General features: G+C 44.7%; 11 protein-coding genes. 2 read left to right on the forward strand and 9 right to left on the reverse strand.

The annotated features are described in order from the left end of the window. Nucleotides 1-37: 37 nt before the first annotated feature. Nucleotides 38-1018 (reverse strand): Gfo/Idh/MocA family protein, encoded by a 981-nt coding sequence (locus C9J01_RS11665; protein ID WP_107298303.1) that lies wholly within the window; start codon nt 1016-1018, stop codon nt 38-40. Nucleotides 1019-1173: 155 nt separating this feature from the next. Between C9J01_RS11665 and C9J01_RS11670 the strand changes: the two genes are divergently transcribed. After that, nucleotides 1174-2244, forward strand: coding sequence for a ketoacyl-ACP synthase III (locus C9J01_RS11670; protein ID WP_107298304.1), 1071 nt, complete (start codon nt 1174-1176; stop codon nt 2242-2244). Between the two features lie 62 nt (nt 2245-2306). Here C9J01_RS11670 and C9J01_RS11675 read toward each other — a convergent pair whose 3' ends face one another. From C9J01_RS11675 to C9J01_RS11710, 8 genes are all read right to left on the reverse strand, one after another. Continuing rightward, on the reverse strand, nt 2307-3614 hold the full coding sequence (locus C9J01_RS11675) for a GGDEF domain-containing protein (RefSeq protein ID WP_237156944.1): 1308 nt from the start codon (nt 3612-3614) through the stop codon (nt 2307-2309). Between the two features lie 246 nt (nt 3615-3860). After that, nucleotides 3861-5111, reverse strand: a complete 1251-nt coding sequence (locus C9J01_RS11680) for a DEAD/DEAH box helicase (RefSeq protein WP_107298306.1) — start codon at nt 5109-5111, stop codon at nt 3861-3863. Between the two features lie 125 nt (nt 5112-5236). Continuing rightward, nucleotides 5237-6145, reverse strand: a complete 909-nt coding sequence (nagK, locus tag C9J01_RS11685; RefSeq protein WP_107298307.1) for an N-acetylglucosamine kinase — start codon at nt 6143-6145, stop codon at nt 5237-5239. A 187-nt stretch (nt 6146-6332) separates the two neighbouring features. Continuing rightward, the gene (locus C9J01_RS11690; RefSeq protein ID WP_107298308.1) at nt 6333-7055 is read right to left on the reverse strand and encodes a tRNA-uridine aminocarboxypropyltransferase; all 723 of its coding nucleotides are present in this window, start codon (nt 7053-7055) and stop codon (nt 6333-6335) included. Between the two features lie 73 nt (nt 7056-7128). Continuing rightward, on the reverse strand, nt 7129-9168 hold the full coding sequence (locus C9J01_RS11695) for a methyl-accepting chemotaxis protein (protein WP_237156945.1): 2040 nt from the start codon (nt 9166-9168) through the stop codon (nt 7129-7131). 283 nt (nt 9169-9451) lie between these two features. Continuing rightward, the gene (locus C9J01_RS11700; RefSeq protein WP_107298310.1) at nt 9452-9799 is read right to left on the reverse strand and encodes a DUF3802 family protein; all 348 of its coding nucleotides are present in this window, start codon (nt 9797-9799) and stop codon (nt 9452-9454) included. A gap of 146 nt (nt 9800-9945) precedes the next feature. Beyond that, nucleotides 9946-10944, reverse strand: a complete 999-nt coding sequence (locus tag C9J01_RS11705) for a sensor domain-containing diguanylate cyclase (RefSeq protein WP_419686833.1) — start codon at nt 10942-10944, stop codon at nt 9946-9948. After that, nucleotides 10935-11936: a response regulator gene (locus C9J01_RS11710; protein ID WP_107298312.1), complete on the reverse strand. Its 1002-nt coding sequence runs from the start codon at nt 11934-11936 to the stop codon at nt 10935-10937. The genes C9J01_RS11705 and C9J01_RS11710 overlap by 10 nt, the downstream gene beginning before the upstream one ends. 263 nt (nt 11937-12199) lie before the next feature. Here C9J01_RS11710 and C9J01_RS11715 point away from each other — a divergent pair, with 263 nt between their 5' ends. Beyond that, nucleotides 12200-12559, forward strand: coding sequence for a glutathione S-transferase N-terminal domain-containing protein (locus tag C9J01_RS11715; protein WP_107298313.1), 360 nt, complete (start codon nt 12200-12202; stop codon nt 12557-12559). The last annotated feature ends 133 nt before the right edge of the window (nt 12560-12692 follow it).

Raw genomic sequence — 12692 nt, forward strand, 5'->3', positions numbered from 1 at the left:
AGGGTGGTCATTGACCACCCTTTCTTTATTGGCTGATTTACATTTCATCTGCCGGGAAACGGACACCTATAATGCCCCTTGCCTGCGTAGTAATAGCGCTGACTATCTGGGTACGTAGCAGCCCATCATGGTTAACCACACCGGCCTGATACAAACGGGCAAACTCTTCTGCTTCGTAACGCATCGCATTTTCATCTTGTTCAACGCTTAAGTCGACCACAGGCTCATCACGGCGACAAAGCTTAACCCCATGACATTCAGATATAAAATCAATCAGTAAGGTCCCCTGCTCTCCTTGGATTTCACTCGGGATAACCCCATCACTGACTTTTGAGTGAGCAATAGTGACATCAAAATCTTGATAGTGAAGCACTAACGTACCGTGGGCATCTACCCCGGAATCGAGCAAACTTCCTTGCGCCGTCATACTGCTTGGCTCACCAAACAATGCAATGGCACTGCTCAGTGGATATACGCCAATATCCATTAAGGAGCCGTTGGAAAACGCCGGGTTAAAGGTATTGGGATTCTCACCATTAAGGTATTTTTGGTAACGTGAAGAGTATTGGCAATATGAAAAGTAGGCTTTACGGACACGGCCAAGTTTAGGTAACGCTTTTTTAATCACTTCAAAGTTAGGCACATAGGTGGCTTTCATCGCCTCAAACAGCAGTACCTGCTTTTCAACAGCAAGCTCAACCAACTCCTGAACTTCGGTAATATTTGACGCCAGTGGTTTCTCACCAATGACATGTTTACCTGCATTGATAAACACTTTAGCTTGAGGAGCATGCAGTGAATTAGGGCTCGCGATATACACCGCATCGATCACATCACTGTTTGCAAGATCGTCCAACGAGTCATAACATTCTACTTGACCATACTTACTGGCAAACTCCGCCGCTTTTTCCAGTTTTCTTGAGTAAACCGCTGCCAATTGATATTGCCCAGTCGATAGTGCCGCACTGATAAAGCGATCCGTTATCCAGTTAGTACCGATTACACCCAAACGAATCATTGGTTATTTCCTTATGGTTATTAGCTATGCACAGTGTAACAAATAGTGACTTCTGACATAACCTCAAGTTCTGTACAGAGAATAACCGTAACCCTTGTGTTAACAGTCAGTTATAGTTTATTTTGGTTTAGCCAAATAAAAATACGAGTGAAGTTATGTACTACGCGGAAATTACTGGATGGGGAAAGTGCCTCCCCCCTACAGAGCTCAGCAATACCGAGCTTAGCCAATTTGTTGATACTTCTGATGAATGGATTCGAACGCGTACCGGAATAGAATCTAGACGCATTAGTCATGTGAATACCTCTGAACTTGCCCGAGTCGCAGGCGCGAGAGCACTCGCGGCTGCAGGTGTCGATGCCTCAGAGCTCGATTTAATCATTATTGCCACCTGCTCTCCTGATACCCTAGTCCCGAATATTGCCTCTAAAGTACAGCTTGACCTTGGTGCTACCAAGGCTGCAGCCTTTGACATGAACGCTGCTTGTACTGGTTTTCTTTATGGTTTGGAAACAGCCACCAAAATGATCCAAGCCGGGAACTACCAGCACGTATTAGTGATCGGCGCAGAGCGCCTTTCATGGTACCTAGACTGGAGCCAACGAGATACTGCCGTGCTTTTCGGTGATGGCGCAGGGGCTGCTGTTTTAAGCCGCTCCACTCAAATGTCAGGCTTACTTGATGCCCAGCTAGGTTGCGATCCTGAAGGTAGAGACGTGCTGGCTATTCCAGAGTTCGGCACAGCCATGGACCGCTTCAATCCTGATGCCGGCCATTTTGCCTTTAACTTTGTGGGCAGGGAAATCTTCCGCCGCGCTGTTCGCGGTATGGGAACTGCGGCCAATACTGTGTTGCACCGTGCCAACCTAACGCAAGACGATATAGATGTGGTTATTCCCCATCAGGCAAACCAAAGGATCATTGAAGCCCTGTGTGATCACGCAAAGATCCCTCAAGAAAAAGCGTTTATCAATATTCACCAGTACGGCAATACCTCCGCAGCTACCGTCCCTATTGCGTTATGCGAAGCCGTTGAACAAGGCCGAATTAAACCTGGTGACACCATTTTATCTGCCGCTTTTGGTGCGGGGTTAACTTGGGGGGCATCGGTTATCAAGTGGGGTCAACGTGTCACACCAGTAAATGAAACCGATATCTCACTGCCAGAATGCCACCAAACAGCAACTGAGCTACTAGCAAACGCAATCAAGCATTGCACCAAATAATAAAGAAATAGAGCCCCTTAATAAAAAACCAGCAATCATGGTTGCTGGTTTTTCTCAATAACTTAAGGCCCTATCACTTCCACAACTCGATTTCGCCCTTGTTGTTTTGCTTTGTACAGCGCATTGTCTGCCCGCTGTATAAAGACCTCAATATCTTCACCAGAAAGGTATTCAGTAACCCCGATACTACAGGTAATGGGAAGCCGATTCGTCCACTGATAATTTTCAACAATTTCACGAACCATTTCTGCGAACTCCCGAGCTCCACGTAGGTTCGTAGCGGGGCAAAAAATAATAAACTCCTCCCCTCCCCAGCGAACAACCACATCGGTTTTTCTGGCGCGTAAATTTAGAACGCGCCCAAACTCTTTCAGCACTTCATCGCCACCATGATGCCCCAAGGTATCGTTGATACGCTTGAAATAATCAATATCGATATAAACCAAAGACAGCGCATGGCAGTTGCGTTGCGAAAAGTCGACAATATCCTTTAACCACCGATCGACGGCATGGCGATTTTGAGTCCCTGTCAGGTTGTCGGTAAATGCCATCTCTTCAAAAGCCAAAGATTGCTGGTAGAGTTGCTGGTTCACCTGTTTCAAATAATCCGCTTTGGCTCCCATCTCATTAACTTGCTCAGCCAAACGGCGACGCTCTGCCACCAAAAAATAGATAGCCGTTAATATCCACATCAAAATATTAACCTTAAGCAGCGCCGTCTCCGATAACCAGTGGCCATAAAACACCAAGCGGTTTAACTTGAGTGTGTAATGTGCAGGCTTGATATGGCTACCCGTCGCAATCTCAATTTTTACTATGTTGTCAAACTGAGGGCCTGAGTTTTCAATAGGGACTTCGTATTCGGCGATCCACCACGAGAGAACCTGAAAGGATTCCAGAGGAATAACCTTAATGCCGTTGTCTAGCCCTGGAGCATATTCAATGGCATTGAATTTATATGAGACAGGATCCGCTTCAGTCGAGTAGGCTGGATCAAAGTTGCGAAGGTACACCCGAAGTCGTTCACCATCAACTGGGCTGAAATAATCAACATCAATGCCCATAGAGTGAAAAGATGAAAGGTCCAATGCCGCGAGATTATTGTTGAGCTCTAGAGATATCTCGCAAAAAGGCCATTTCCCCTCTTCGCCAATATCACAATTCAGTACGACCGACTTTCCATTAAAGTCGATAAATGATTGCGTATTTCCTCCCTGTGTACTGTCATCGACACTAGAATAAAGGACATTTCTAACGTCAACTTCAAGTGTTTTCTCAAACCCACCCAAAAGATGGAGAATAGTCGTTAACGATGAAAACGTAAGCAGGAGGTAAGCTGCTAGTCGTATACGTCGTCTTAAGTTATCCACTGAGTACCTATGAGAATGAAGTAAGATGAAACGGGTGGGTTACCACAAGAAATAAGGCGAAAAACAGTACCAGAAACTGCTTCCATCACCAACATCATTAGTTCACCAAGCGAAAAAACCCTTTATAAATAGCGCTTCAGTCACAAGCTTTCACTAAAATAATCTACTTCAGAGTATATTTTGACACAAAAAAAGCACCACATTGCGTGGTGCTTTTTGTACTTATTTCTCGGGCGTCATTAACCGTTATTTTCTCTGACGGTGACGGCCTCTGTTTTTATGAATTTGAGATTTCGCCTTGGCACGGCGCTTGTCACTTGACCGTCCACGTCGACGGTTCTCTGGTGGTTCAATCGTTGGATCGGGTTCATAACCTTCCAACCATTGCTGCGGCAAACGTGTATCTAACAACTCTTCAATTGCACGCAACGCCCATTCTTCATCGAGGCTCATCAATGAAATGGCATGCCCAGTTTGCCCTGCTCGGCCAGTACGACCAATGCGGTGAACGTAATCTTCTGCCTTAAAAGGCATCTCATAGTTAACCACATATTCCAGTTGCTCTATATCTAGGCCACGGGCAGCCACATCGGTAGCAACCAGCACCCTAGCCTTGCCGGATTTAAAATCATCAAGAGCTCGTTGGCGGGCACCTTGGCTCTTATCGCCATTAATGGAAACAGCCTTGATGCCATCCTTGCCCAACTCTTTAGCAAGTTCATCAGAACCCTGCTTAGTTTTGGTGAACACCAATACTTGTTGCCAGTTACGTGAACCAATTAAGTACGCCAGTAATTCACTTTTACGATGTTTATCAACCGGATAAACCATCTGCTCAACCGTAACAGCCGTGCTATTGCTCGGTGTGACTTCAATTAGCTTTGGATCATCAAGAATATCATAGGCCAGCTTTTTCACCTGCTTACCAAACGTCGCCGAGAAAAAAGATGTCTGACGCTGGGTATGCATACGCTTAAGAATACGTTTGATGTCATCGATAAAGCCCATATCCAACATCCGGTCTGCTTCATCAAGAACCAGATAGTTGACCTTACGAAGGTCGACCGTGCGGACGTGGGCATGGTCAAGCAGGCGACCAGGTGTCGCAACAAGGACATCAACACCGGACTCCAGCGCCTTTACCTGTACCTTCATACTTGTGCCACCATAAGCAACGGCAACTTTCAGTCCAGTCTCATTAGCATATTGGCTCATGCTATCGAAAACTTGTTGCGCAAGCTCGCGGGTTGGAGTCAGGATCAACGCTTTGACCTGTTTGGCCTCAGTCGCGTTAGAGTTGTCTTCCAACAGGCGATGTAATAATGGAAGCCCAAAAGCAGCAGTCTTACCCGTGCCGGTTTGCGCGCCAGCAAGTACATCATGGCCTGCCAAAATTTCGGGAATAGCCTGTGACTGCACCGGTGTTGGTACTTCGAAACCGAGTGAAGAGACATTTTCAACGAGTTGGCCATTCAGCCCCAAGGATTGGAAAGACATGCGCAATACCGACAATTTTCAAAAGAGGCGGGATTTTAGCAAAAAAGTCGCGTAAGTGTGAGATAAAAAAAGCACCGTTAAGACGGTGCTTTATAGTTAGCGAATAGTGTTAGCAGAGTGGTAAATTACTTAATATTCAGGAATGCAGCACCACGAACACCGCCTGAGTCGCCATGTTTGGCCTTGATGATTTTCGGGCACTTGGCAACAGAAAGCAGGTACTTAGGAATACGCTTTGGCATTTCTTCGTAAATCAAATCGAAGTTTGACAGGCCACCACCCAACGCAACGACATGCGGGTCGTTGGCTGAAAACAGGTTGGCAAAACAGATAGCCAAAAGCTCCATGAAACGTTCTACGTGCTCTACTGCCTTGGCTTCACCCTCGGCATGTGCCTTGATGATCTCGATGGCTTTCTTCTCTTCGCCGTAATAATGGGCATAGATCAGCTCGAAGCCACGGCCAGACAGGTAGCTGTCCAAACAACCTTTCTTCCCACAACCACAACCTAGCAGAGGGGCATTTTCACCAAGATGGAACCACGCATCGATTGGTAGGCGCGTATGGCCCACTTCACCCGCAACGTGGTTACGACCAGAGAAAACTTTGCCTTCATAAATGAAGCCGCCACCAAACCCCGTACCAAGGATTAAACCCAGTACTGATGGCTCATCTTGCAACTCTTCGTCCCAAGCTTCTGACAGCGCAAAACAGTTAGCATCATTCTCGATTTTTACTGCACGACCAATCTTGGCTTCAAGATCTTTACGCAGAGGTTTGCCTTTAGCAGCAGGTACATTAACTGTAAGTACTGTGCCATCATCGGCATCTTCCATACCAGGTAGACCCAAGCCAATAGTGCCTTCACGCCCAAACTCAGCATCGTATTTGCTTACCAAGCCAGCAATAGTCTCAACCAGTAGGTCATAGTTATCGGTTGGTGTTGGTACACGTTCAGTCGCTACGCGCTCAAGTTTTTCGTTAAACGCACCGAACTCAATTTTGGTTCCACCCACATCAAAGCCGTAGTACATCCTGCACTCCAAAAAAATAAGAAAAAAACAAAACTGAAAAAATTATCCACATATCTACACCTACAGACTGTGACGAGGTGCAGATTTAGCGGGGATGTATGGTGCTATCTATCGCGTTTGCTGAAAGAAACATCAAAATGTTGCATAATTTTAACCACAACATCATACACTTGCACAATGCTACGACTTAGGCGTAACTCGCCATATATTCACGTAAGTGGATGATCGCATTATCATCAGGCAAGGCCCGGTTCATCTTGCCTGTCATGTAGTTTTCACGAAAAACATCAAACCACAAATCCAATACATCTGCATTCTTTTGTTCACCGAACAGGTCAATAATCCGCGCCGCAACCTCAGCAGTACCTAACTGATTTTCTTTTGACGCTTCTCGCACTTTATAACGAGAAGGTTTCTCTGGGTTAATTGACAATACAGGGAACCGATTCAAATAGGGGCTCTTACGAAACATCTTCTTAGCCTCTGCCCAACTGCCATCAAGCATGATGAATAATGGACGCTTACCCGGCTCCATCGCCACCTGCTCAGCAACGCGCTCCGGCGCGGCATATTCTGCAGGGAAAACGACGTATGGTTGCCATTGTGGGTCTTCAAGCAAAGCTAACATGTCTGGGTTTGGCTCTGTCCGAGACCAAATATAGGCATAAGTATCTTCAAATAAGTCGGCGATTAAACGGCCAGTATTACTTGGCTTAAGGATCTCATCGTCATACATCACCAACAGGAAAGCGGCGTTAGAGGAAATTTCAGGTTTGCTGGAGCAGATACATAAGTGTTTTCGTAACATGCAGAATAAGCAGCGCTCTACTTTACCTCCACGGGCGAGGAATGGACGAGTAGAACGAGCAAGACGCTCATCATATAACTTATGGACAGCATGGATTCGCATAGCAGCTTTACCTAAAAACAAAAAACGCCAGCATTTTACTGGCGTTTGTGTTGATTACAATGAATATTCGCTGTTATGACTGTAATCGGTACTTAGACAACAAGTCCTGCTGCTGGTGAGCGACATCCGATACCATACCGGCTTGCTCCACCAGCGTCTTAAGCTCTCGGCTATTTGTCTGTGCTTTCAACGAAACCTGCTCAACACTGTGTCCGACTTCAATGGAGGCATTTTCCTGCTGCTGAGTGGCTGCAGCAATCGCGATCACCTTGTCATTGATACTGGCAATCATCGATTTGATCTGATGGATTGATGCTTGGACTTCACTACTCAAATCTATCGAAGAGGTCATCTCCTCCCGACTGACAACCATAGCATCATTCACATCCTGGGCTGCCTTATGGAGCTCATTGATGGTGTTGCGTATAGACGCGGTCTGCATATTGGTTTCACTGGCCAATTTACGGACTTCATCAGCAACTACGGCAAACCCCCTTCCCTGATCTCCCGCACGTGCGGCCTCAATCGCTGCGTTTAGTGCTAGCAAATTAGTATTATCAGCAATCGCACTGATCAGTTCGACCACTTCAGTGATTTTATCAACATGGCTATCAAGCTCTTTCATGCGAGTCTCATTCACTGCAAAACGCGCATCCAACTGCCGTAGACGAGACGTGCTCTCATCAATAATATCAACACCTTGCTGTGCCATATCATTGGCCTGCTTAGCCTCTTGCTCTGACTCGTAGGTGCTGGCAACAATTTCTTTGATAGACACTTCAAGCTGAGTAATCGCTGTCGCAATGGCGGTGAGTTCGTCGCTCTGATCTTTGATTGCAATGCGCGATTGGGACGCCGCCTTCTGACTGGTTTCTACAGCCGTACTCAATTGGTGGCTGTTTGCGACAAGTTGCCCCAATGTCTGGCTATTATTGAGGTTCGACTGATTGAGCAGCCCTGCCAAAACGGCAAACTCTTTCGGGGCATCCTGAGTGGCCTTAACGGTTAAATCACCGTTACTCGTTGCCTTAACGACACGGTCAATTTTTTGCAGAGAACGTTTTACCGATTGGCTAATCCAGACACTGGCAATAATGGCGACGACTAAGCCTGCAATACTGAAGGTAATAAATAATGCCATCGCATTTTCACTCGCCTGCATTACGCCAGTTTCACCTTGTTCGACTAACCTATTGGCCCCATCTGTTAACGTGTTAATTTGCGAAGCCATAGAGCCAATTTGCTGCTGCGCGTCTTGTACTTTTACGGCTTGTTCTTCCTGCAACCCTAATGTCTGAAGCTGCAAGGCAATGATACCGTTGTCATTGAAAAGCTCTGTCACCATCGTAAAAGGAACAACAACACTCGTATAATCAGAGATGCTTGGATCAAGGCGATTCATTTCACGCCACGCATATTTCATTCCCGACAAATTAGTACTTTGCAGGCTTCGAACAATACCTTCCGCTTTCGACAAATCCCTCTCGAGCATCAATGCCATTAGATGGCTTGCCATTTCTAGTGAATGGTTCACGAAATTAGTCACATGGTTGAGGCCTTCCAAATCATTAGCAAACACTTCTGTGCCGACCCGACTCATCTCTGCACGTACAGAAGAAACGGCGTAATTCATCATCGCTTTATCGGATTCAATTTTATTTTGATTGATCAAAATATCTTGTTGCGATTGATAAAGTACTGCGGCCGTCGTCCCCACCTGTTCAGCCTGAGCACTCAAGATGCTTATATCATTCGTTAGCCAGCCTAATCGGTTATTGTCAGCTAGGCGCTGCATTTCACCAAAGGCTACAGCCATTGTTTTCTGTTCAGCCTCAAAAGCCTGAGAAGCCCTATCAAGTTCATCAATCGAGGAACTATTAATTATTTCACTAAGGTGCTGTGCGGACTGTAACGATGCCCGAACAATAACACTACTATTCATCGTCACAGGTAGCGCCTGATGGCTGAGTATCTCAAATTCCTGGGCAACATTTTTCAGGCCATTATTGCCAAAATAAGAAAGTAAACCACCGGTCGCGACCAGTAGCATAAAGACGATTTGGATTGAGGCAACGATGGAGAGGCGTGTTTTGCCCCGCAGCTGGTTTTTCATGCTGATCATATCCCTGATTAAGTTCAGCCAGTATCTTGACGGTCTGTGTCACCCATAAAACAGAAACATATTAGTTTAATGTCACTATTTCATCGTATTAATGGCACGACATCTTGATGGCAAACTTACTCAATAAATATGACAATTAGATTTCAACTATCAATTTAATCAATAATATCAATAGGTACGGCTTATTTTATTGCACTACAGATTAAATGATGTACAAAAAGAATAATAATATGGGTAATAAAAAGGAAAAAAGCAGCATTAAGCTGCTTTTTATTTAACTTGCGTTTTGGCTTATTGCACTATCGAATAGGTTTTTTACCAAGCCGACATAGTCCTCAAGGAAGCGGACTTGCTCATTGGTTGGGCAACGATTCCACGCACCGGCGAGTACCTCATTCAAATCTTCCATTACTGCGTCGGCTTCCTGCATTAACTTGAAACGGAAATCAGCTTCAAGGTCAGGGTTTTGCGAAAAAACAGTCATTAAATTGGTCGCGATCATATCGGTCACCACGTCTTCCACTGTCTCGTTACAACCTTCCGTTTCTGCATTTTCAAACAGCGACAGGTGCTCCGTAAAGTACTCAATGAGTGCATGATAACCTTCAGATTCAACAACCATAATCTAATCTACTCTTCCAATGAACCACATTCAGACTGAACCATTGATCTTGATAATCAGATAGTTAGCCTAAGCATAATGAGCAGTCATTTTATGACAAATCAGACCAATAAAATAGGCGAAATTAAAATTTTCGGCTTAGCCAGCTATGACACATCAGGCATAATAGCGGATTGTTCCGGCGTTGATTGATACACGGTACACTGGTTTCGTCCATGCCTTTTTGAGTCATATAACGCACTATCTGCACACTCCAACCACTGCTCATGAGACTTCATCCAAGGTGCCCATTCGCAAACGCCCAAGCTGATAGTGACATGTATATTACGAATATCCATTTTGACCAGTGACTCTTCGACACGTTTGCGTAATCGCTCAGTAAAGTACAAGGCTAATTCTGAACTAGTACCGGGAAGAATGACACCAAACTCTTCACCACCGTATCGCCCAGCGATATCTGACTGACGCTTTGCTCTCTTTAGTAAACTGGAAATAGATTTGATAACTGCATCACCGGCAATATGACCATAAGTGTCATTGACCTTTTTAAAGTGGTCTATGTCGAACATAACCAAACTCGATACCGCTTGAAAGTAGTGACAATGCTCAAATTCAGCCGATAAACAAGACTCCCAGTGACCACGATTATAGAGTTGGGTTAGTTTATCCGTAATGCTCAAGTGGGTGAGTTGAGCGTTACTCTCTCGCAAATGGGTTTTGCTCTTGGCAATATCTGACACATCGGTAATCGTTAAGCAAATATGCCGGTACTCCCCATCCAATGCCTTGAGCGGTGTCAGCGTCATGTTTTGGAACATGGTTGCCATGCCACCAGTTACTGGGCTGAAATTGGTGAAATTAAAGATATAGGGCCTATCTTCCCAGCAGGTAAATGAACGTGTTCCCAACTTAAATGCCGACTGAATTTTCCTTTTCAACCAAGCTTCGGGGAGATCAGGAATAGCTTCAAATAAGTTCATCCCCATAATTTGGTCTGCGCTTATACCACTATATGCCTGCATAAAGGTATTCCAGGTCATGACCCTAAATTCCCTATCAAGCATTACTACACCGGCATCGATATTGTCGATAACCTGCGCGGTCAAGTGAAAATCGGATAAGCTCTCTGGATAGTTCACTGTAATGTCTCCATAAATCGTTTAATCACTTGCGTGGAGTTGTGATCCATCATCAGCAACACATCACAGGCTATATCCATTTTTTCAGACTGATAGCTGTACTCAATAGTAAATAGTTGGTCATTGGGGATTTCTGTAATCCCCCTAACCATATACTCTTCAAGGCAAATAGGTTGTCGAATAGAAAAAGGGATATTCATCTGTTCAGTCAAAGAAACTAAAAACGAAGAAACCATCAAATTGGCGATATCAATAATGACTTCGCCCGGTTTAGCATCAAAGGTGCCAAACCCCAAGCGCTTACCAAACATGCTGATATCTTCACCGTATAGGCACACAAGAGCCTCACCGTGGATACCTCCCCCGACAAACCGTTGAGCAACGGCAGTAGAGTCAGCACGTTGGATCTGATTACTGATCATCATTTCAAGTTCACCGCTGCCCAACATTGCAACATTAGGCAATGGCATCGTAATAAACTCGCCGCAATGATCAGATATAATTGCCGCTCCTCTCCCTAAAGCAATATTGGCAACTTCTTTAAATTGATATAAATAATCATTTTCTCGTGCAACAGAATTCCTTTCTCGCCTATTTACCTCTGCTTGAAAATCGCATTTTGGGATTAAGCTTATCCCTAACTTTTTTAGCGTGGCTTTTATTTGTGGTCTAGTGAAAGGTTTAGCTAGAAAATATTTAGCACCAGCATCAACACAGCGCTCAATAGCCTGCTGCTGCACGTCTGCTGACAGTACAATAATCTCGGTTGGGTAACTGTTAACAGGCAGTTCTTGTAACACGCCAAAGCCATCTAGTACTGGCATGGTTAAGTCAAGAAACATCATATCAATATTATTCTGGGCAAGATGCTCCAGCGCTTGCTGTCCATTCTCCGCGAATAAAAGCGCTATGCCTTCATATTCGCTAAAAAACTTTTGCATCGCTCTATGAACCAGCCGTGAGTCATCACAAATTAAAACAGTCTTGTTATATGACACCAAGATATGACCTAGATTGCTTACCAACTTGATTATGATAACGGCTTTATTTGAATTTTATATTTTTAGCTGTATTAAAATATCGACAGAGTGACATGGATCGCTTTTTGTCACTGATTCAATACCATTATTGACACTCTATTAATTCAAACACTTAAGCTTATCAACATGCCTTACTTATTAGCCTTAACATAAGCAGGGTTTTTTGACATTTGATAAACAGGTATGATGAAAAGACTATAAATCTAAAGGAATTTATTACAATGAAAGTAATCCGCCTCGTGCTTGGCAAGCTCATTTTATTGCTCAATGCCGTTTTTTCTCCCAAGCCTCAGCAACGCAGCACTGAAGAGCAACAACGCATCGACAAAGAATTGGAGTCGATGTCGCTTTACCAATTTGAGTCCTGCCCTTTTTGTGTCAAGGTTCGCCGAGCAGCGAAGAAGATGAACCTACCACTAGAGACTGTTGATGCCAAAAAGCCTGATAATGAGCAAGCCCTTATCAATGGCGGCGGTAAGCGTAAAGTGCCTTGCTTACGTATCGAAGATGAAGCTGGCGATGTTACCTGGATGTATGAATCTAACGATATCATCCAGTATCTAGAGCAACGTTTCGCCTAACTCTGCCAATACCACAAGGGTATAAAGCCGTGGCTTATGGGTTGAAAAAGTGAACCAGCTCAAGCCCCTAAGCCATAGGCTGTGCAATTATCTGCTTTTAATGTCACACTTTTCATTCTTATACACAGCAGCA

The organism is Photobacterium rosenbergii (assembly GCF_003026455.1).
Taxonomy (GTDB): domain Bacteria; phylum Pseudomonadota; class Gammaproteobacteria; order Enterobacterales; family Vibrionaceae; genus Photobacterium; species Photobacterium rosenbergii.